We start from the raw sequence: 21,185 nt of genomic DNA, 5'->3' as shown, positions 1-21,185 counted from the left end.
CGAACAGTTGCCCGCCCTTGCGCACCATCTTCCAGCAGATGTTCTCGACGCCGAGTTCGCCGACGAAGTCGATCACCACATGCGCACCGCCGCCAGTGATCTGGGCGACCTCCTCGACAACGTTCGGCCCCCCGTCGAGCACGAAGTCGGCGCCCAGATCCCTGGCCAGAACTTGCGCCGCCGGCTCGCGATCGACGGCGATGATGCGGCAGCCCGAGATCGCATGCAGCGATTGCAGAGCGATATGGCCAAGCCCGCCTATGCCGAGCAACACGCAATAGCTGCCTGGCCGCAACAGCTTGGCGGCGCGTTTGGCGGCACGGTAGGCGGTGATGCCGGCATCGGCCAGCGGCGCCACCTCGATCGGCGTGATGTTGGCGTTCAACTTGATCAGCGAGCGTTCGCTGGTGATGAAATACTCGGCGAAGCCGCCATTCATGCCAAGGCCGGGGAATTGGCCGTTGTCGCAATACATATCCTCGCCATGGCGACAGTTGAGGCAGATGCCGCATGAGCGGAAGGGATGGCAGATCACGGCGTCACCGCGCTTGACCGACCTGACACCGCTGCCGACTTCCTCGACCCAACCGGCATTCTCGTGGCCCATGATGTAAGGCAACAGTGTGCCTTCGGGATCCATGGTCGGCTTCCACACACCTTCGATGATGTGCAGGTCGGTGCGGCAGAGGCCGGCGGCACCCACCCGCACGATCACCTCGTCGGGAGCGGTGATTGTCGGCGCCTTGACCTCCTCGATCTTGAGCTGGACGTTCATCTTCGGGTCGTACTCGTACAGTCTGGCAGCTTTCATCGTCGTATCCCTTTCAACGTCGAAATCGTTCCGTTGGAATTGTCGCCTCAGGCGCGGCCGAGTTTTTCAGAGCCGCCGCCACGTGCCGGTCCGGCCGTCGGATCCTCGTCCTCTGCAAGATCGCCAATCAGCGTTTCGGTGGTCAGGATCAGCGTCGCCACCGAAGCTGCGTTGGCGAGCGCCGTGTAGGTGACGCGGACGGGGTCGATGATGCCTGCCTCGAACATGTTCTGGTATGTGCCGGTTGCTGCGTTGTAGCCGTAGCCGCCATTGATGCGGGTGACCTCGGTCACCACCGCCTCAGGATCGGCGCCGGCGTTGGCGGCGATGCGCCACAGCGGCCGCGACAGAACCGAGCGCACAAGGCGCACGCCTTCGGCGACATCGCCGTCGACGCCAGCCGCTACCTTGTCGAGCAGCGGCGCGATCTGGGCAAGCGCCGAGCCGCCGCCAGCGACCACGCCCTCTTCGGACGCGGCTCGCACCGCGTTCAAGGAATCCTCGATCAGCTGGATGGTCCGCTTCTGCTCGACCGGCGTGACGCCGCCGGCATAGAGGATCGCTGTGCCGCCGGAGAGCTTGGCCAGGCGTTCGCGCAACTTGTCCTGGTCGATGTTCGGCGGCGAGGCTTCATACTGCCGCTGCACCTGGGCGCGGCGCGAGGCGATAGCCGCATGGTCGCCGCCGCCACGAATGATCGAGGTGTAGGACGAACTGGTCTTCACCCGGTCGGCCGTGCCGAGATCCTCAGCGGTGATATCCTCCAGCCGGCCGCCGAGATCGCGCGCGATCACCTTGCCGTCTGTGATGATGGCCAGATCCTCCATCATCGCCTTGCGCCAGTGGCCATATTCCGGCGGGTGGACGACGAGATATCGCCCCGGTCCCTGCTTGCCGAGCAGCGTCACCACCACTTCCGGCGACATTTCTTCGGACACGATCAGCAGCGGCCGGCCATCCTCGTCGGCGATGCGGCGAACCGCATCGAGCTGCCCGGGTTCCTTGATCTTGAGGTCGGTCATCAGGATGTAGGGCCGTTCGAGAACAGCCTCCATCTTCTCCTGATCGGTCACCATGTGATGAGAGAGGTAGCCGCGTTCGAAGGACATGCCCTCGACGACATCGAGCGTGGTCTCGGTGGTGACGCTGAAGTCGGTAGTGATGACGCCTTCGGTACCCACCCGCCGATGGGCTTCCGCCACCAGCGCGCCAAGCTTCGCGTTGGTCGCGGCGATGTTGGCGACCGACGCCAGGATGCCGTTGCCCTTGGCCGGTTTGGCCGAGGCCTTGAGTGCCGCCACAACCGCCGCCACGGCGAGGTCGATGCCTTTGCAGAGATCGACGGACTTCACGCCGCGCTCATTCGCCTCGACGCCACCCTGGATGAGCGCGTTGGCGAGCACGATGGCAGTCGTGGTGCCGTCGCCGGCGATCTCGTTGGTCTGCATCGACACTTCACGGACGACCTGCGCGCCCATGTTTTCGAAACGGTCGTGCAGCTCGATCTCGGAGGCGATGCTGACGCCGTCGCGGGTCACCATCGGCGTGCCGATCGGCCGGTCGATCATGGCGTTCATGCCTTTGGGGCCGAGCGTCGGCTCGACGGCGGCTGCAAGCCGGAAGACGCCACGGGCGAGAGCCCGGCGGGCCTGCGAATTATGAAGCATTATCTTGGGCATGATTCCTCCTTCCGCCTTACGGGCGGGTTGTTGGTTAGGGGCCTCGTGCGGGGGAGGCCGTTGTTGTCGGCTCTGCTTCAGGCGGTCGGCGCGGTTCGTGCCGGCACGCGATCCAGAATGAAATCGACCAGCGTCGGTTCGCCATCGACCACATCCAGTTCCTTGTATCTGGTCTGCTTGAGCCCCCGGCACAGCGCGCCGTTGAACTCCATGTTGATGCGCACACCGCGCAGCTCGGCGAGATAGGCACCGAGCGCGCTAGGCGGTATGCGTTGTCCGACCCAGGAGACGAAGACAGGATCGTCCGCCCGACGGTCGGGAAAACGCGCGAGCAGCGCCGCCCGGTATCGCGGCTTCTGTTTGGCCGCCTCGCCCGGTTCGAACCGCGCGACGTCGTATGCCGGCAGGTCCATGCCGAGGATTTCCCGATCGGTCAGACCGTGCGCCCTGAGGCCGCGCAGGACCGCCTCCTGGCGCCGCTTGAAGGCCTTCATCGCGAAGGTTTCGCGCAAGCCGCCGAGATCCTGATCCTCGGCAAGCAAGGCAAAGATATCGCCGAAGCTTTTGCCCTCTGCCATGCCGCGATTAACCTCTTCGGCGAACATGTGGTCGTGCAGCTTGACGCGATAGGCAGGCTTCCAGGAGAGCTGGTCGAGCGCCTTGCGGACGCCGTCCAGCATCAGGAACGCGAAGTTGGGCGAGCACCAGTAGGTCGGCAGGCGGAAGTCGATCTCCACGCTGCCATCACCCGTCACCGCGGCCCGCTCGACGAAACCCATCTCGGTGACGGGTTCGTCGAGTTCCGGGTCGTTGACCTCACCAAGGCGCCGCCAGAGTTCCTTCTCGCGGCCGCCGGAAACACTGGCGGTTGCCATGGCTCCTACTCCGCCGCAATGCTGAAGGGCGAGCTGGCAAGCGCCTTCTTCTTGGCTTCGATGTCGATGTTGTAGAGACGCGCGGCGTTGAGGCCGAGGATCTTCTCCTTGATCTCGTCGGTCAGCTGCACACCCCGCTCGGCGGCGATGTCCTCGGGAATCTGATAGGCCCAGAATTTCTCGACCAGCCAGCGCGGCGTCCAGATCGCGTAGTCGGAGCCGAACAGGATCTTCTCCGGCCCGAGCCAGAACAGCAGCTCGGCGATGACCTCGCCGAAATAGCGCGGCCGCGCGTGGATGAAGGGCAGTGCCACCGCCAAGCCGCCATAGACATTGGTTTCCTGCGTCGCGATCCAGCAGAAATCGTCGAGGCGCGGCAGGCCGCAATGCTCGATGATCCAGTTGAGGCCCTGGAAATCCGTCGCCGCGTGGTCGACGTCATGAACGTCGAACGCATCCTTCGAGAGCGGCAGGATGGTTGGGCCCTTGTGGACGTGGATGTTCCGGATGCCGAGCTTGTCGCAGAGTTCGAAGCACTTGTAGGCATCGGGATCGGTGAGCTTCCAGCCCTTGGAAGCGCCATTCCATTCGGCCGTGTACATCTTCACGCCCTTGACGTCGTAGGTCTCCTTGAGGAAGTGGATGTATTCCAGCGCCTTCTCGCCATCGCGAGGATCGAAGGCGCCGTTGACGATGAACCGCTCCGGATAGCGCTTGGCCACCTCGGCGTTGCGCTCGATCGTGTTGAAGCCGTTCTTGTAGAAATCCTTGAGATAGGTCGACTGGACGATCGCCACATCATCGGGCCCGTCGATGAACAGGTCGCGATAGAGGTCGTCGGCGCTGTATTTCTCGAACTTGCTCTTCTCCCACAACTGGTCCTTCGGGCTCAGCCCGGTGTGATAGGCATAGAAGCACTCGATGAACTGCTTGCCATGGATGTTCTTCTGGTTTTCGGGGCTGCCGTCCCAGAAATGAGTGTGGCCGTCGATCACGAAAATGTCCTTGCCTTCCGGTGTTCTGTACATGGTTGCCTCCGCAGCAATCGCGTTGATCGGTTCGGCGCGCCGCACCCAGCGGCGCGCCGGATTTTTGGGGCGCCTATTCGATGTATTCGAACATCTCGTCCATGTTGCCGAACAGGATCACGGTGTTGTCGTCGATGCGCACCATCCGCCCGTAGTGGGTGGAGCTGTTCACCTCAAAGGTTTCCGCCGTCATCTCGCGGCCGAGATATTCGCTGATCTCGTCCATCTTGAAGATCAGCTTGCCGGTGCCATCGATGCGGATCATCGCCGGTTGGTAGGTGACGGTTACGTTCGGCTTAAGGCCCATGAATTCGGCGATGGCCCTCGCCTCGACCGAGTCGTTCATGGTGACGCCGCACTGGTGCGAAATCGTCTGCTCGAAGGTGATGTCCTTCATCGCCTTGAAGATGTTGGAATGCGTTGCGTCGCGTGCTGATAGTGACATGACGATTTCTCCTGTTTCAGCGCTTGAGGCCGAGTTCGCCGAGGATCTGGCCAATCCGCTCTTCGGATTTGGCGCGGACATCGGCGAAGGCGACCGGCTTGGAATGCGGCATCGACCAGATCGGCTGCAGGCCTGTGGCTGCCTTGTCGGCGAGCGCGCCGTGCTTCTTGACCCAGCCCTGGAAGAGCTTCTTGTTGGCGGCGCCATGCTTCTCGTCATTGGCGAGGAGATGCATGAGGTCGATCGTGTTGGCGAGGTTGCGCTCATAGTCGGCCTCGGCCGCCGAAATCACCGCCGGGGTGATGAAGTCATGGTTGGCGGCGGCGATCTGCATCAGGAAGCCGGAGCGGAACACTTCGCCCACCAGCGGCTCGAAGACGATGTTGATGGCGAAGTACTGCTCGAGATAGTCGGTCGCGCCCATGATGGTCTCGACCGCTTCGCGCGTGCCTTGCCAGTTCTTGTCCTCGAGCCAGGCCTTCTTGCCGAGCTCGTCGTCCCAGTCGGGAAGGTCCATGCCGATCTCGGCAAGGTAGAGCGTGATGTCCTGGGCAAGCCGCAGCTTGTAGGACGAATTGGTCAGCGTCGCGTTGTTGATCATCTGGGTGTAGCCGTAACGCTGCGCCTGCATCAGCGAGGTGCCGAGTCCGAATTCGGCGTGTTTCCAGGCGCCGAGCTGCGTCTGCAGTATCTTGACCCAGGCCTTGTCGAAGGTCTTCGGGGTGCCCGACTTGCGCGCGTTGTTGATGACGCTCTGCACCATCGTCTCGATCTTCGACTGGCGCTGGTAGTGCGTACGCTCCCACTCCTGGTCGGGAGCGCGGAAGGCATGCCAGTTGGAGCTCTGCGCGGCGGTGTTCTGCTTGACATAGGCGCCCTTGCCGTCGGCAAAGGAGATGATCCAGTCCTGGATCAGGTAGCGTTCCGGGTCGGGCTGGACGTCGACCGTCATGTCCTCGTAGTGTGTGGCGCGCTGGCCTTTCGGGTCGAAATACCGGTATTTCCGGCTGTCGGAGTCGGCGAAGATTGCCGCGCCGGCGGCTCCTGATCCGACTGAACTCGAGGTTGCAGGCATAGTCTCTCTCCCTTGTTGCAGTTGTGGTTGGCTGTGCGTGGCCGCCCTCAACGGGCCGGCGTTGCACCTGCCGATGTGGTGAACTTGTCGAAGAAGATCCGCTCCGTTTCGAAGCCGTTCATGAACAGCACCGGCTGCAGCGCATCGATCATCGGCGGCGGGCCACAGGCATGGACATCGCCCTGCCCGTCGACCGCCAGTTGCTTGAGCACGGCGTCGACACTCTGGTGCACGAAGCCACGTTCGCCTTGCCATTCGGCGTCGTCGTTCGCGTGCGACAGCACGGGAATGAAGGTGACGTCGGAATGATTGCCGACCAGCTCGGCGATCCTGTCGAGATAGAACAGGTCGTTGCGGGTGCGGGCGCCGTAGAAGAAATAGACCGGACGTTTCTCGCCGCTCTTCAGGTGATCGTTGAGGATCGACCAGACCGGCGACATGCCCGAGCCGGCGCCGACCAGGATCAGGGGTCCTTGCCGTTCGTCGCGGCGGAAGCAGGTTCCGTAGGGTCCGACGACGGTGACTTCGGCTCCGGCCCTGATGCCTCCGGAATCGAGTTCTCCCGAGAACTTTCCCTCAGGGTATTTTTTGATGATGAAGGAGAGTTTTTGGGTTTGGTCCGGCGTATTTGCCATGGAGAACGAGCGCGTAATCGTCTCCCCTTTTTGCGTGGTAACCGTGATGTCGACATATTGCCCCGCCCAGAACTTCATTGGGGAGCCGAGTTCGATCTCGATGCCGCGAATGTCGTGGGTCAGCTGCTCGATGCGAGCAATCCGGCCCTTGTACGTCTTCACGGCGATCGCTTTCGCCAAAATCTCCTCGTCGTAGTTGAGAAGCTCGACTTCCAGGTCGGAGAAGGCGATGCAGCGGCACAACAGCACGTGCCCGCTCTCCTTCTCCATGTCGTTCAGAGCGAAGGTCGAGTATTTCAGCATGTCGACTTCGCCTTCGAGCAACACGCTTTTGCAGGCCGAGCATTGCCCTTCCTTGCAGCCGTGCGGCAGGGCGATGCCCTGGCGGAACGCGGCGTTGAGCACCGTTTCGCCATGCTCGACGTCGAATTCGACGCCGACCGGGCTGAGCCTGACCGTGTGGGTTTCCGACATACGGACCTCCAGTGAAAGGATGGGCGGGACGAACCCGCCCCCCTTTGGCCTGATCAGTTGCAGGGGTTGATGGTGAAGCCCTTGGCGTACTCCGCCAGGTGCTTCTCGCGGTCCGCGGGCGACATGGCACGCAGCGCGTTGAGCGGCGATCCGAGCGTGTTGCCGCGCACGTCGTCGAGCGTCCACATCTCCTTGTCGTCGAAGCGCAGATGCGGCTGCGGAACCAGCGTCTTGCCGTCGGAACGGACGAAGTTCAGGTCCTTGATCGCATCGGCCAGATCCCAGCCGTCATAGAGCGTCTCCCACTCGCGCTTGCCGCTGAAGCGGCCCATCGCGGGCGTCGGCCGGCCCTGATACTCGTCGGCGAAGGCGACCGTTGCGGTCCACTTGTCGAGTTCGTGGGCGAAGGTATGGAGTTGACCGTCGATCTCGCCGACCACCATGTCCTCGCGGATCAGGCAGGGAACGAGGCAGGACCAGCAGCGGTGCGGGTAGACGTAGCCGACGTCGCTGTTGAACAGCAGCACCTTCTCGCCCTTGTGGCTGAGCTTGGCATACCATTTCCAGAAGTCGCCGAACTCGGCATACCAGCCTGGATATTTGTGCTCGAACCACTCGAAGTCCTTGTCAGTCTGGGCTTCGATGCGCCAGAAGTTGACCGGCCAGCCGACCGCGAAGAACTGCCCGACCTTGTGGACGTAGTTCTTCTTGGTGATGCGTTCCCAGGCCGCCTGGACGTCGTCGTGATGGACCTTGATGCCGTATTTTTCGAGCGGCAGCATGTACGTGCGATAATAGTCCTCATAGATCCAGCGGTGCCACATTTCCGCGTAGGACTCCTTGTTCTTGTCGCGGTTGGTGGTGCCGTATTCGATGAAGGTGCCGATGGCGGCATCGACGATGGCGTGGTTCTGCCAGAAGGCGTAGCGCAGGTCGCGCTCGAGCAAGAGGTGGTTCTCCGGCTCCTTGAGCGCCGCCATCAGCAGCGAGTGGCCATTGCCGATATGCCGGCTCTCGTCGGACTGCACCGACAGGAACACCGTCGGCAACGCGTAGTCGCCGTTGCGGGCGGCCTCCGAAGGCATGGCGACGAACAGCGTGTTGGTGAAGGCGGTTTCGGCCACGACGGTCAGGTACATGCAGGCGGCGGTCATCGTGTCGCCGGTGATGAAGCCTTCGGCGAACTGCCGGCCGATGGTGGTGGCGTAGCACTTTCCGAAGGCTTCCTCGGTGATATCGAAGCCGGCCGGATCGATGTAGTTCTCCATGTACCATTTCTTCAAATTCATCTGGATCGTCGAGTGACGAAACTCGTCGATCATCTGCATGGTGAAGCCGGTTCTGAGTTCCTCACCAGGCGCGATGCGGGCAACCATCGCCATCGAGCGGGCAGCAGAGATTTCCGGGAAGGGAATGATGGCCAGGAAGAGCTTCATCCACTCGACCCAGCGCGGCTCGACGTTGCGGAACATGTCGCCGCGCAGCGCCGCATCGAGCGCGCCGTAGACGCGGTTGTCCTTTTCTTCCTGCATCGGGAAATACGACCGCAGGACCTGCTTCATCGGGTCGCGCGGCGTCTTGTTGATCTTGTAGTCGGTCGGAAACGTCATCGCTTCCTGGACGTAGGAAGGATTCCAGCCGAGATCGGCAATCTTCTTGGTTGCCTCGCCGACGGAGATTCCGCGTTGCGAGGTAATCTTGTTGAGCGTCAGAGACGTCATGGTCATAAGCCTCCACCAGGTTTGAGCCGCAGGTCCCTTGACCCCGGCATGAAGCGGCACACAGCACCGCCAGTGAGAGTGCGAGCGGCACGACAAAGGGTTGCGCATCGAAGCGCGACTCATGGTCCGGCCGTTCAAGTGGATCGCGGCAAAGGTTTTCGAGGTGTTTTGGCAGAGACCCGCGGCGCCAACCGCATGTGCGATGGGCGTATCGAAGCGGTCTCTGCTCCCTCCGTTCCTTCGTTCTTTTGGCACCGCGTCAAAAGCGCGATGGGCTTCTTGTGGAAAGGTACAAAGCAAGCGGCGTGCCAATTTGAAAATAGCACTCATGGCCGGGGCTCAAAACAAAATCGCTGATCTTACAACACATGAGAATACGGCCAACTGTAACGTTCTTTTACAGTCGTAACGTACGCCTGTAATATTTATCGTCTATTCGCAATCGCAATATGTTTAGTTAGCACTCGCAGCAAATACGAAACAAAAATCATCTATTCAATTCTACGTCTTTCTCTACTATTTGAAGGCGAAGCCCATGGACGGGCTTCGCGCTGGAGAGAGACAATGCCGAGCGATAGAGACAGGAGTGGGCCGCCTGGGCCAATGTCCAGCCAGGCCGACGGCGTCACCGGCGATCTTGTCAGGCTGATGCCTCGCGATCTGGTCTTTGTCATGCGCTTCATGGGCGAGAGCCAACATCGCCTGCAGAGCCACTTCCAGGACTTCATCCGGGCCGAGCTTGCCGCCGGCGGCGTCACAACGGAAACGCATCCGATGATCCACCTGTTCATCGAAAACCACGCGATCCTGTTGCGGGACTTCGTGTTTTCCGGCGTTTCGCTGTCACGCCAGTTCCGCGTCGACGAGATCGAGCGCCTGACCGGCGATACGACATCGATGATCCGCGTCGACATCTGGGATCAGCTCAAGAGCCATATCGAGACGGCGGAAAAACAGTTCCAGTCATAGGCCAGCACATTGCCAAAATTGCTGTCGGCCTTCGAAAAGCCACCCGGACCTTTGGGGAGCAAAAAATGACGGGAGGATCCGATATCACCAGGCGTGACGCGCTGCTCGCCCGCCGGCTCGATCTGGTCGCCAATGTCTCCGCGCTCACCGCCGAGGCGCTGCGGCTCAATCAGAAACGCGCCGGCTTCGAGATGGATGTGCTGCGCCTGGAGCTGGAAATCGGCAGAACCGGCGCCAGCGAGCAACTGGTGCGGGATTTGCATGAGGCAGAGCAGAGCGCGGCGGCGGTCATGCAGGCATGCGCGGCGTGCGAGGACCGCATCGTCGCAGCGGAAGGCGATGTCGAGGACGTTGATCGCCGGCTTGCCGCGACGGCGAACAAGGACTGACGGGAGAGACAGCATGAACCAACAGACGATGCAGAACCTGACCTTGTTCGACCTCCTGGCGCGGAGCTGGCGTCGTCCGTCGGCGATCGCCGATCTGCGCTTTAGCGCCGATGGCTTGGCTGTCGCCTTCACCTGTGTGGATGGAACCATCGCCATTGCCACGGTCGCGGATCACGAGCCGCCGGAAACGCGGATCAGGGTGAGCAACGATCTCGGGCAGACGACGATCCGCCCAAGGGAAAAGCCACCCGTCCCGTTGATCGCCACAGCGGGATTCGGAGATGGTGATGTCCCGATCGCCGCCTATGCGCATTCCGGCTTTCTGGTCGGCGCGGCCAGCGGCGATGTGCTGCATCTGGCCGCCGACGGTGAAGCGGCGGCCCCCTTGGTTAGGATCGACGGGCCGATCGTCGCCATCGACCACAGCGCCGGGACGGACATGACGGCTATCAGCAATGGGCATGATGTCTTCCTGTCGCGCGGCCAAGGCGGCGCAGTGCAACTGAAACATGCCGTGACATCGTCCATGGACGCCCTTGCCTTCTCACCAGGCGGGCGCCGCCTCGCCTGCGGCCTGGATGAGGGACTATCGATCTGGTCCGTCGAAAGTGACGCCGCCTTGATACGCGATGTCTCTTTTCCAGCGCGCCCGGTGTCGATCCGCTGGAGCGGCGACGGCACGTGGCTGGCCTGCGGGCTCGAAACCGGAGGCCTTGCCCTGGTCGGCATGGCCGACGGCCGCGCGGACATCGTAACGGGATTTCCATCGCCGGTGCGGACCGTGTGCTGGAGCGAGCCGGCGAATGCGCTGTTTGCCTCGGGCGCCTTCCGGATCGCCGGCTGGTCGATGACCGCGCCGCCGGTTGGCGGCGAAACCTCCGGCGCACTGGAGACGGGTCGTGCCGGGCTGGTTCTGGTCGAAACGGTGGCGGCGCATCCGCAGAAGAAACTGATTGCAGCGGGTTACGCCAACGGCCGTATTACCCTCGCCCAGATCGGCGCCCGCGACGAACTCCTCGTCAGGCCTTTGGGCAGTGCGGTCACCGCGCTTGCCTGGTCCGGCGACGGACGCCACCTGGCGGTGGGCGCCGTCGACGGCAGCGCCGCGATCGTCACCTTTCCAGCGCAGATGTTCAAATAACGGACGCAGTCCGCATGAAACAGGAGGATGAAATGCAGACCGAACTCACCGCCGAAGACGAGAGCAAGGACGAGTTTTTCGAACGACTCGCCAAATTGTCGGAAGAAATGGTTGCCAAGCATGGCAAGGATTTCAGCATGGGAGCCTTGGTGCTCGCCGCCCGCTGGATCGCCGAAAACCGCGTCGGCAAGCTGAAGACGAACTGAGCCACCGAGATTGTCCGTCCTCAGGCGACGAGACGAAATGGACAGCGTGGCGCGCGACCAGGCTATGCGCCGGCTTTTGCATCAGACAATCTTTTGGCGTGCCATCTCAGATGGTCGTCCATGAAGGTCGAAATGAAAAAATACGAGTGGTCGTAACCGTCTTGCATTCGCAGTGTCAGCGGAATGCCGGCCTTGGCGCAGGCCGCTCCCAGAAGCCAGGGCCTCAGCCCATCATTGAGAAATCCGTCCGAGGTGCCTTGATCGATCAAAAATTCTGGAAAACGGTGTCCATCCTCGATGAGCGAGGTGGCGTCGTAGCTGCGCCACGAGGCCTTGTCCTTGCCGAGATATTTTTCGAGGGCCGGCCTCGACCAGCCGGCGGTGGCTGGCTGCACGATCGGCGCAAACGCCGAACAGCTTTTGAAGCGTTCTGGATTTTTCAGCGCGATCGTCAGCGCGCCGTGCCCACCCATCGAATGGCCAAAGATTGCCTGACGCCTCATGTCGGCCGGAAACTCCTGCGCGATCAGGGCCGGCAGCTCCTCGGTGATGTAGGAATACATGCGATAATTCTTCGCGTAAGGTGCCTGAGTCGCATCGACGTAGAAGCCGGCGCCGCCGCCAAACTGCCAATTGTCCTTCTCGTCAGGAATATCGGTGCCGCGGGGACTGGTGTCGGGACAGACGACGATCAGGCCAAGCTCCGCGGCCATCCGCCTGTACTCGCCCTTGTCCATCACATTCGCATGGGTGCAAGTGAGACCAGAGAGGTACCACACAACCGGGCAAGGTGTTTCACGGGCCTGCGGTGGCACGAAAACGGCAAAATTCATGTCGCAGGCGCAGGCCTCCGAAGCATGGGAATAGACGCCCTGCACGCCGCCATGCGACTTGGCAGCGGAGATGACCTTCATCTGTTCTGACATGTGCTTCTCTCCGCCAATTTCAAACGCCAACCACGGTCGCTGTCTACGGCATCGGTTGGGATCGCGGCAACCCTGGTGCCACCGAGTTAGCCTTTGACCGCTCCAGCGGTCATCGATCCTGATATCTGCCGATACATCACAAGACCCAGCAAGGCCGGCGGCAAGGCGCCCAGCATCATGACCGCGGAAGCGGTTCCCCATTTTACGCCGCCGCCACTCGCGGCGAAAAAGAAGGATGCGCCGACCGTCATCGGGACCGCACGACTGGTTGTCAGCATCAGGCCGAAGAGGAATTCGTTCCACGCGGTGATGAAGCCGAAGATGAAGGTTGTGACCAGCGCCGGGCGGATCACCGGCCGGACGATCATCATCATCACCTGCAAGGAGTTCGCGCCGTCGACTTTCGCCGCCTCGTCGAGTTCGACCGGCACATCGGAAATCGCGTTCACCAGGATGACAAGCGCAAGCGGCGCGTTGACGATCGTCAGGATGAGCCCGAGCCCGATCCGTGTATCGAGCAGGCCCAGCCACTGGTACATCATGTAAAGCGGGATCGCGAAGATGATCAGCGGCACGGCGCGAAGGTTGATGACGATCGGCAGGACCAAGCGCTTTCCCGATTCGCTGCGCGCGATCGCATAGGCAGCCGGGAACGCGAGCACGATCGCAAGGCCGGTTCCGATCAGCGCTGCCACGGTGCTGTTTAGCAGATAGGCATAGATGTTGAAGCGGCTGGTCTGCGTCAGGACCTCCAGATAGTTGTCGAGCGTCGGCTGACAGATCCACAAACCCGGGTTCGTCGAAAGCTCGCGCTGGCTTTTGAGCGATGTGATCAGCGTCACGATAATGGGGAAATTCATCGCCAGCACGGCGATGGCAAAAACGATCCAGCGCAGTGCCCTCACCATCGTCAACCCTTCCTGCGGCCGGCAAGCCGGTTAAGGCCGTGGAGAACGATGAACGACGCCAGAAACAGGACAACCGAAGCGGCGACCGCCTTGCCGATAGCCCCTTCCTTGAAGAAGGCCTGGTAGATGTAGATCGACAAGGAGGTTGTCGAGCCGCCAGCTCCACTGCCAGTCAGTGCATAGACATTGTCGAACACCCGGAAACCGTCGATGAAACGGATGAAAAACGCGATGACCAGCGTCGGCTTCATCAACGGCAGGTCGATCCACCGGACGATCTCAAGCGGTGATGCGCCGTCGAGCGAGGAGGCTTCGCGCACGTCGAGCGGTATCGCCGAATAGGCCATGTAGAACAGCAGGAAGGCGAAAGGCGTCCATTGCAGCGTCTCCACGACGACAAGGGTGCGGAAGGCATTGTTGATGTCGAGGAAGGCCGGGCTGTCACCGAACCATTCGAAGAGATAGTAGGGGACGGGGCCTGCGAATTCATGCAGCACCAGCCGGTACATGAGACCGACCATGGCCGGCGCGACCATCAGCGGCAGCATCAACGGCGCCATCAGGACCGGACGCTTGCTCAGGAGCGGCGCCAGGAAAATGGCAAGGAAAAGACCGATCAGACATTCGGCCAATGCAGTCAAAAGACCGAAGCGCAGAGAGAACCAGGCCGAGCCCCAGAATTCCCGGTCGTTCAACACCGCGACGTAGTTGCCGAAACCGCTCAACACCGGACTGCGCAGCGTCTCGAATGTGACGGTCGAAACGGAATAGATCAGATTCACGATCGCCGGAAAGCCGAGGAACAGAAGCAGGAAGCCGACCAGCGGCGTCAGATACATCCTGCCTTCGGCACGTGTCACAAGGGCCATATCGATCCGCCAAACGCGCCGGACACCGAGCCTCGACCCGGCGTCCGGCAAATGGTTTATTTCTTGAGGAGGTCCTGCATGCCCGCCTTGGTGTGGGCGAGCGCATCCTCAAGGCTCTGCTGGCCGGACCAGTAGCCGGTGAACTCCTTTGCCTGCAGCTCATAGACCGGGAGCGCACTCGCGGACGTCGCCCCGCTCATGACATAGCCGTACTTGCTGGCGAATTCGCCGAGCTTGACGAGGTCGGGACGTTCCTTCGCAACCTTGGCGACGACATCGGGAGACAATGCCGGCGAACCGCCGCTGCGCGCATAGAGCAAGGCCGCATCCTCGGTGGCGAGCCACTTCAGGAACTTGACGGCGCCTTCCTTGTTCTTGGCGTTCTTGTTGAGGCCCAGGCCAAGGCCGTGGATATGATCGGCGCGTCCGTCGGGACCTGCCGGCGGCGCAACGATCCCGGTGACCTCGGCGACGGCCGGGGACTTTTCGGTGCTGGTCAGATCCGCCGCCGCGGCATTCCACTGCAGCGCTGTCGCAGCCTGGCCGGATGCGAAGGCCGCGTTGGTTTCCGCATATTCGTAGCTCAGCGAATCCTTGGGCGAAGAACCGGCATCATAGAGCTTCTTGTAGAGTTCGAGGCCGGTCCTGTAGGCATCGGAATCCACCGTGACATTGCCGTCCTTGTCCATCCAGTCGCCGCCATAGGAGCGCGGCAGCGACTGGAAGACCATCATGTTGAACAGCAGGTTCTTCATCTGCAGGACCGTGCCGTAGCGCACCGGGCTGCCCGAGTTCACCTGCTTGGTGAAATAGAGCGCGGTGGCTGCCCAGTCGTCCCAGGTCCAGCTGTCCGGGTCTTTCGGCTGCAGCGGCTTGCCGAGATATTTCTGGGCGATTTCACCATAGGTCTTCTTGGCGGCGTCATCCTTCATCAAGGCGTCGATGAGATCCTTGCGGTAGTACATGAAGTGCAGCGAAAGGTCGGTCGGCACGCCGAATTGCTTCCCGTCGAACTGCATCGTCTTGAGAACGGATTCGCCGAAAACCTTGGCCGCGTCCGCGCCAAGATCGACCGGTTCCATGTAAGGCGCGTAGCGACCGATCGAGTAGGTGGCGACGAGGTTCACGTCGAAGGCACTGGATCCGGCCGCCATGTCGGCCTGCAGCTTGTCGTAAAAGCCTTCGCGGTTGAAGAACAGCAGCTCCACCTTGTCGGCATCGCTTGCCTGCTTGTTGTAGGTTTCCACGGTTGCCCGCAGTGCAGTTTCCTCGGAGCCGCCGGGCCAGCCGAGCACGGTCACGGTTGCGTTGGCAAGGGTCGGCAAAGCCGTCCCGGCAAGGAGGGTGGCCACAAGCGCAAAAGACGTCCTGTTCAGTTTCATGATCATTCCCTTCTTTTTTGATGATTTTTGCATGGCATGACTGCGCGGCGCCGTTACTTTGCCCATTCGGCGAGGTCGGCTACGCCGATGACGCCGGCGTGGCCTGCGAGCTTCGCCGCAACGAGATCTGAGGAAAGGCGCGGTGGAACCTCGCCCAGATGCGCGCGCACCCGGTCGAGATAACCCTCGGCAAGACCAATACTGCCGCCGATGACGATCGATTTCGGATCGAGCATCATCTGAATGTCCCGGCACAGCGTCGCGACCCGCGAGGCGCTCTGCGAGACGATGGCGCCGGCCCAGGCCTCGCCCTTCAGCGCGCGCCCGAATACATCGACGGCATCGGCCTTGAAGCCGGCCTTGAGGGCTTGCGAAGCGATCCAGCGGCCGGAGGTGCTGTCTTCGAGCGGGGCCGTGTCTTCAGACAGGCCACGAATCAGACCGAAGTGACCGGCAAGGCCGGACAGCAAGCGGCCGTTGCAAACGATGCCGCCGCCAATTCCGGTCGAGATGGTCAGAAAGACGATGTCGCGGCCTTGCCCGGCGCCGAATTTGTATTCGCCCCAGGCGGCCGCCTGGGCATCGTTGAACGCACAGACCGGCTTGCCGAAAACAGCGGATGCCCTTTCGACCAGCGGGTAGCCATCGGGAATGCCTAGGGTTGCCGGATTCAATGCCGACCAGCGTCCATCCTGCACCAGTCCGGTCACCGCGATGCCGATGCGATGGAAGCGGCCGGACCAGGCTGACGTGCTTTGCGCCAGGGATGCAAGCCAGGTGTCGGGTCCAGCCTCTCGCGCGGTCGGCACGATCATGTCCTCGATCACCTTGCCACCGCTGACCAGCGCGGCCATGGTCTTGGTTCCCCCGATGTCGATGCCCAGGACGGTGGGGCCCAGGACAGTTGGGCCAAGGACGGTTTGCGCGCCTCTCGCCGCATAGGCGTCGGAAATCGCCTGGTGGAACCATGAGGTGACATGCTCGGTCCGGGTGATCGCCGAGCCGACAACCACGGCACAGGCGCCAGCGCGCGCGGCGGCAGCCGCCTGCTCCGGCGACCGGATACGCCCTTCGGCGATGACGTAAGGGGTCAAGGTTCGCATTTGAACGATGAGGGCGATATCCGGATCCTCCGGCTCCGGCCCGCCGACATAGCCGGAAAGCGTGGTGCCGACGAAATCGACACCCGCGGCAAGGGCCCGGCGCGCATCGTCAAGGCAAGAGCAATCGGCCATGGCCAGCTTGTTCCTGGCCTTGACGGCTTTCACAAGCTCTTCGACAGGAACGGGACGGACACGGTCCGTCGCATCGAAAGCGATGATATCGGCACCCGCCTCGGCCAAGGCCTCGACATCGGCCAGATAGGGTGTGATGCGCACGGGGCTGTCAGAGAGATCGCGCTTGACGATACCGATGATCGGCACGCGCACGGCCAGGCGGGCGGCAGCGACATAGGGCACGGATTCGATGCGCAGGGCCTTGGCTCCCGCTTCAAGAGCGGCCTTGGCAAAGCCCGTCACGAATAGCGCACTGTCCATCGGGCCGCCGGGAACCGGCTGGCAGGACACGATGAGACTGTTGGCGATGTCTTCTCGCTGCACGTCGGCACTCCCCTGTCGCCATCACGATAAATGGAAAATACCAGATTACAACCAGTTCATAACTGGTATTACCTTTGCAGCTCGAAGACGAAGTCGTAGACGTCGCCCTTGTAGCGTGTCTCGCAGTATTCGACGATCTGTCCGTCGGCAAGAAAGCAGCGGCGCTCGGTCATCAGCAGCGGTGCGCCCGCCTCGCAATGAAGGTGTTTTGCATCCTCCAGCGACGCGCCGCGCGAGCGCATGCGCTGGATTGCCCTCTGAGGCAGGAAGCCGCGTGCATCAAGCGCTTCATAGAGGGAATCCTGAACCATCTCGGGCGAAGGAAGGAAGCGAACCGGCACGGCCGAGACCTCGACGGCGATTGGCGCGCCATCGGCTGTCCGCACACGACGCATGCGCACCACATTGGCATTGCCGGCAATACCCAGGGCCATCATTTCGGCTGGGGATGGACGGCTTATCTGCCTGGAAAGCCATAGACATCCAGGCTTCAGGCCGCGCGCTAGAATATCCTCCGAAAAGCTCGTCAGCGTCGAAAGCGATTTTTCGACCCGCGACCCAATCTCGGTTTTGGAACCATGCCGGCGATTGAGCTGCCCTTCCTCTTCGAGCAGTGCCAGAGCTTTTCTCACGGTGACACGCGAGATCGACAGGGCTTCCGCCAGAACCCGCTCGCCCGGCAGAACCGCGCCGGCTTTCAACGCATTGGAGCGGATCGCTGCCTCGATCGCCGATTTCAACCGTCTGTAAAGCGGCACATCGGACGCCGTCGCTTCCATTTCCCGACTGACAAGCCCGATCAGGTTCACGGTTGCCATTGCCCTTCCTCCTGCGCGAGAAGCACCCAGGATCAAAATATTCCTGACTGGACCTATACTGGTATTATCAATCCGGTGCAAACGGCTCGCTGGCGGTGCTTCGCGCGCGCCCTCAGCGCACCACGATCCCTCAGCGAACCCGCGGTGACAGCTTCATGGAGATGCGATCGCAGGCAGCGCGCAGGACCTCCAGAGCGTAGGCATGGCGGCTTTCACGCGTATGGCGATTGATATAAGCGACGATAATGGAGGCGACGGCGCTGCCGTCCGGTCCGATGACCGGACAGCAGATATCGGTGATCCCGACGAAGTCACGGCTCTCGCGCATCCAGTAGCCGTCCGCGCGGATGATACGAAGCTGCCTTTCCAGCGCGTCACGATCCAGCGGCACCGGGGAATGCGCCGCACTTTCATCGATCATCCGCGCCGCCACCTTTGGCGGCTGGAAGGCAAGAATCACATGGCCAGAGGTCGCGTCGGTGGCCAGACGACCGTATCCGAGGCGCAGCGTGAACGCCATGTCCTCGCCGCCGGGAACGGCCGCCGTCACGACGGTCAAGCCATGATTGAAGACGACCAGGTGCGGCGACTGATTTGAGTCCGCGGCAATCTGCGTCAGTTCGGGCATGGCGGCGGACATGAGATCCTGAGCACTCGGCGTGTGCAGCCCCAGCTTGAAAAGCTTGTCGGTCAACGAATAGGCGTCGGTCTCGGCGTTGCGCTCGATATATTGACGCTCCTGCAGCGCGATCAGCATCCGGAAAATCTCATTCTTCGAACGGCCGAGGCCTTCCGCGATCTCCTTCATCGTCAAGGGCGCCCGCGCCTCCGCCAGCAACTCCAGGACATCGAGGCCCTTGGTCAGCGCCGGGGCCGAATAGGTCGGTTTGCCACTCTCTTTTGCGTCATCTGCCATTCGAAGAATCCCCGGTGGTCCACGCACGATAGAGACAAGAAATCGGAATTGCCATTGGTTTTATATCCAAACTTGACACCATATATAAAACTGACATGATGCCCGGGATGATGAATTTCGAGGCCGAACCGATGACCGTACCGAGACCTGCAAACACTGTGCGCGCGACCATCGCTCCCCGGAACAACAGTGTTTACACGTCGGTCGATTTCGATCGCGAGGGCAAGCAGATCGGTTTCTTTCATGTGCCTCAATCGCCGCACGACGATGCCTGGGGCACGGTTCGCGTTCCGCTCGCCGTCATCAAGAACGGAGACGGTCCGACGGTCCTGATCGAGGGCGGCAACCACGGCGATGAATATGAGGGGCCGATCGCGCTCGGCGAGCTTCTGCGCGAGATCGATCCACGGGATATTACCGGACGCATCATCGCGATCCCGGCCATCAACATTCGAGCTGTCGAGGCCGGCACCCGCACCTCCCCGGTCGACGGGTTGAATTTCAACCGCAGTTTTCCGGGCGATTTCAACGGCACGCTGACAAGCCAGATCGCGGCCTATGTACATGACATCCTGTTTCCGAGGGCCGACTACTTCCTGGATCTCCATTCCGGCGGTTCGTCCCTGATGATCCTGCCAAGCGCGATCATCGAGCCCTCCCCGACCGCGCAGGGCCATCGCAAGAACATCAAGGCAACGCTCGCCTTCGGGGCGCCGACCGTCGTCATGGTCGACAATCTCGGTGAAACCCGGACCTCGACCGCGTCCGCCAACCACCAGGGGCTGATCGTCATCGGCAGCGAGATGGCCGGCGGCGGCCTTGTCAGTCAGGACGCGCTAGCCATCTGCCGCAGGGGCATCCGCAATGTGCTGAAACATGCAGGCGTCCTGAAAGGCGCGCCTGACATTGCCCCTGGTGCCAACGCACGCGTGCTCAAGGTGCCCGGAAGTGAAGGCTATCTCCTGTCCGAGGAGGACGGTGTCTTCGAACCCTTGAGCCCGCTCGGCAGTGCCGTCAGCAAAGGCGACCTTGCCGGACGCATTCACTTCCTCCACACGCCGTCACGCGCGCCCATCGATCTCCTTCACCCCATCGACGGCATCGTTTTCGCCAAGCGTCAGCCCGGCCGCGTGCGTCCGGGAAACTGCTGCTTCGTGCTTGCCAACGAATATCCGGAGGCGCTGACCGATGAGCCATGAGGACATCGAAGCGGCTGCCCGGCGCATTGCCCCCTTCATACGGCGCACCCCAGTCGTCAAGCTCGACCATGCCACGGGCGCAAACCTTCAAAATGATGTCTATTTGAAACTCGAATGCCTCCAGGTGAGCGGCTCCTTCAAGATTCGGGGCGCGACGAACCGGGTGAAAACGCTCGAGCCGAGCCGGATCGAAAACGGACTGGTCGCCGCCTCCGGCGGCAATCACGGCCTGGCCACCGCCTATGTGGCTGCCCAGGCCGGCGTCCCCGCCATCATCTACCTGCCGAACAATGCAAGCCCGCTGAAGGCGGAAAAGCTGCGCAAATGGGGCGCTGACGTTCGCTTCGAAGGCAATGTCTGGGATGAAGCACATGAGGCGGCATTGGCCGACGCAAAGGCGTGCGGCGCCTTCTACATGCATCCCTTCGCCGATGCGCAGATCGTGTCCGGTCAGGGGACTGTGGCGCTGGAGATGGTCGACCAGATTCCCGATGCCGACATCTACATCGTCGCGATCGGCGGTGGTGGCCTCATCAGCGGCATGTCCGAAGTCCTGAAGCACGTCAAACCCGACGCCAGGATCATTGGTGTCGAGCCGACCGGTTCACCGACCCTTCACGCCTCCCTGGCTGCCGGCCGTGTCGTCCGCTTGCCCGAGATAACCACGAAGGTGGCGACCATGGCCTGCGGCCGCACCGACGAAAGCATCTACGAGATCGTCGCCAAGCACGTCGACGATATCGTCCTTGTCGAGGATGCGGACATGCAGAAGGCCGCTGAATTGCTCTGGTTCGAATTCGGCATTGCCGCCGACCTCAGCGGCGCGGCATCGCTGGCCGCGTTGATGAGCGGAGCCTTCAAGCCACCGCGCGGCGCCCGCATCGCCGGACTTGTCTGCGGCGCCGGCGTCGAAGGCCTGAATGGCTGAGGTTGAGAAAGGCCGGTTCACGGAGGACGCGGCCCTAAAGTGGATACGGCACGAGTGCCGCGGAATACCGCCGGAATGCCTGTCGCTGGGACAGTCGTCGTGCGGGACATGAAAAAGAGGCGAAGAATCGCCCTGTCGCAACAAGAGGAGAACTGAAACATGCGCATTTCCTTGAAAGCATCCATTGCTC

At 61.8% G+C, this 21,185-nt stretch carries 21 protein-coding genes; 6 read left to right on the top strand and 15 right to left on the bottom strand.

Annotated elements, in window-relative coordinates; genetic code table 11:
- The 8 genes from EN935_RS02395 to EN935_RS02360 all read right to left on the bottom strand — a co-directional run.
- Positions 1–811: NAD(P)-dependent alcohol dehydrogenase (locus EN935_RS02395; RefSeq protein ID WP_164770998.1), on the bottom strand; the 811-nt coding region annotated here is incomplete at its 3' end.
- Positions 812–858: 47 nt separating this feature from the next.
- Positions 859–2,490 (bottom strand): molecular chaperone GroEL, encoded by a 1,632-nt coding sequence (locus EN935_RS02390; RefSeq protein ID WP_127263034.1) that lies wholly within the window; start codon positions 2,488–2,490, stop codon positions 859–861.
- A gap of 77 nt (positions 2,491–2,567) precedes the next feature.
- Positions 2,568–3,365, bottom strand: coding sequence for an iron-sulfur cluster assembly protein (locus EN935_RS02385; RefSeq protein ID WP_109661586.1), 798 nt, complete (start codon positions 3,363–3,365; stop codon positions 2,568–2,570).
- Between the two features lie 5 nt (positions 3,366–3,370).
- Entirely contained in the window at positions 3,371–4,393 is a 1,023-nt protein-coding gene (locus tag EN935_RS02380) for an amidohydrolase family protein (protein ID WP_127263033.1), read from the bottom strand.
- A gap of 73 nt (positions 4,394–4,466) precedes the next feature.
- Positions 4,467–4,838 (bottom strand): MmoB/DmpM family protein, encoded by a 372-nt coding sequence (locus EN935_RS02375; RefSeq protein ID WP_109661584.1) that lies wholly within the window; start codon positions 4,836–4,838, stop codon positions 4,467–4,469.
- Positions 4,839–4,854: 16 nt separating this feature from the next.
- A complete protein-coding gene (locus EN935_RS02370) occupies positions 4,855–5,913 on the bottom strand; it encodes an aromatic/alkene monooxygenase hydroxylase subunit beta (protein WP_126068115.1) in 1,059 nt (352 codons plus the stop codon).
- Positions 5,914–5,960: 47 nt separating this feature from the next.
- Positions 5,961–7,022, bottom strand: a complete 1,062-nt coding sequence (locus EN935_RS02365; RefSeq protein WP_127265665.1) for a 2Fe-2S iron-sulfur cluster binding domain-containing protein — start codon at positions 7,020–7,022, stop codon at positions 5,961–5,963.
- Positions 7,023–7,075: 53 nt separating this feature from the next.
- Positions 7,076–8,743, bottom strand: a complete 1,668-nt coding sequence (locus tag EN935_RS02360; protein WP_091583952.1) for an aromatic/alkene/methane monooxygenase hydroxylase/oxygenase subunit alpha — start codon at positions 8,741–8,743, stop codon at positions 7,076–7,078.
- A 564-nt stretch (positions 8,744–9,307) separates the two neighbouring features.
- Between EN935_RS02360 and EN935_RS02355 the strand changes: the two genes are divergently transcribed.
- The 4 genes from EN935_RS02355 (at position 9,308) to EN935_RS40615 (ending at position 11,448) form a co-directional block, all read left to right on the top strand.
- On the top strand, positions 9,308–9,712 hold the full coding sequence (locus EN935_RS02355; protein WP_127265666.1) for a hypothetical protein: 405 nt from the start codon (positions 9,308–9,310) through the stop codon (positions 9,710–9,712).
- A gap of 65 nt (positions 9,713–9,777) precedes the next feature.
- A complete protein-coding gene (locus EN935_RS40620) occupies positions 9,778–10,101 on the top strand; it encodes a hypothetical protein (protein ID WP_164770997.1) in 324 nt (107 codons plus the stop codon).
- A gap of 13 nt (positions 10,102–10,114) precedes the next feature.
- Positions 10,115–11,242 carry a WD40 repeat domain-containing protein gene (locus EN935_RS02350; protein ID WP_164770996.1) on the top strand — a complete coding sequence of 376 codons (1,128 nt, stop codon included), beginning with the start codon at positions 10,115–10,117 and terminating at the stop codon, positions 11,240–11,242.
- A 32-nt stretch (positions 11,243–11,274) separates the two neighbouring features.
- The gene (locus tag EN935_RS40615; RefSeq protein ID WP_164548627.1) at positions 11,275–11,448 is read left to right on the top strand and encodes a hypothetical protein; all 174 of its coding nucleotides are present in this window, start codon (positions 11,275–11,277) and stop codon (positions 11,446–11,448) included.
- A 62-nt stretch (positions 11,449–11,510) separates the two neighbouring features.
- Here EN935_RS40615 and fghA read toward each other — a convergent pair whose 3' ends face one another.
- The 7 genes from fghA to EN935_RS02315 form a co-directional block, all read right to left on the bottom strand.
- A complete protein-coding gene (gene fghA, locus EN935_RS02345; protein WP_109661570.1) occupies positions 11,511–12,374 on the bottom strand; it encodes an S-formylglutathione hydrolase in 864 nt (287 codons plus the stop codon).
- A gap of 86 nt (positions 12,375–12,460) precedes the next feature.
- Positions 12,461–13,282 (bottom strand): carbohydrate ABC transporter permease, encoded by an 822-nt coding sequence (locus EN935_RS02340; protein ID WP_127265316.1) that lies wholly within the window; start codon positions 13,280–13,282, stop codon positions 12,461–12,463.
- Positions 13,283–13,284: 2 nt separating this feature from the next.
- Positions 13,285–14,151 carry a sugar ABC transporter permease gene (locus tag EN935_RS02335; RefSeq protein ID WP_109661566.1) on the bottom strand — a complete coding sequence of 289 codons (867 nt, stop codon included), beginning with the start codon at positions 14,149–14,151 and terminating at the stop codon, positions 13,285–13,287.
- Between the two features lie 56 nt (positions 14,152–14,207).
- Positions 14,208–15,533 (bottom strand): sugar ABC transporter substrate-binding protein, encoded by a 1,326-nt coding sequence (locus tag EN935_RS02330; protein ID WP_127265315.1) that lies wholly within the window; start codon positions 15,531–15,533, stop codon positions 14,208–14,210.
- 53 nt (positions 15,534–15,586) lie between these two features.
- A complete protein-coding gene (locus EN935_RS02325; RefSeq protein ID WP_127265314.1) occupies positions 15,587–17,134 on the bottom strand; it encodes a putative N-acetylmannosamine-6-phosphate 2-epimerase in 1,548 nt (515 codons plus the stop codon).
- A 68-nt stretch (positions 17,135–17,202) separates the two neighbouring features.
- Complete coding sequence (locus EN935_RS02320; RefSeq protein WP_126068106.1) at positions 17,203–17,952, bottom strand: GntR family transcriptional regulator; 750 nt, start codon at positions 17,950–17,952, stop codon at positions 17,203–17,205.
- A gap of 130 nt (positions 17,953–18,082) precedes the next feature.
- Positions 18,083–18,868, bottom strand: a complete 786-nt coding sequence (locus tag EN935_RS02315; protein ID WP_126068105.1) for an IclR family transcriptional regulator — start codon at positions 18,866–18,868, stop codon at positions 18,083–18,085.
- Between the two features lie 131 nt (positions 18,869–18,999).
- On the opposite strand from EN935_RS02315, the gene EN935_RS02310 reads away from it, so the two are divergent.
- Together EN935_RS02310 and EN935_RS02305 are read left to right on the top strand one after the other, a co-directional pair.
- On the top strand, positions 19,000–20,067 hold the full coding sequence (locus tag EN935_RS02310; RefSeq protein ID WP_127265701.1) for a succinylglutamate desuccinylase/aspartoacylase family protein: 1,068 nt from the start codon (positions 19,000–19,002) through the stop codon (positions 20,065–20,067).
- Entirely contained in the window at positions 20,057–20,995 is a 939-nt protein-coding gene (locus EN935_RS02305) for a threonine/serine dehydratase (RefSeq protein WP_127265702.1), read from the top strand. Before EN935_RS02310 ends, EN935_RS02305 begins: the two co-directional genes overlap by 11 nt.
- The last annotated feature ends 190 nt before the right edge of the window (positions 20,996–21,185 follow it).

Source organism: Mesorhizobium sp. M7D.F.Ca.US.004.03.1.1, assembly GCF_003998635.1.
Classification (GTDB): Bacteria; Pseudomonadota; Alphaproteobacteria; order Rhizobiales; family Rhizobiaceae; genus Mesorhizobium; species Mesorhizobium loti.
Note: the sequence above shows the minus strand (reverse complement) of the source record. Positions and strands in the feature narration are given on the sequence as shown.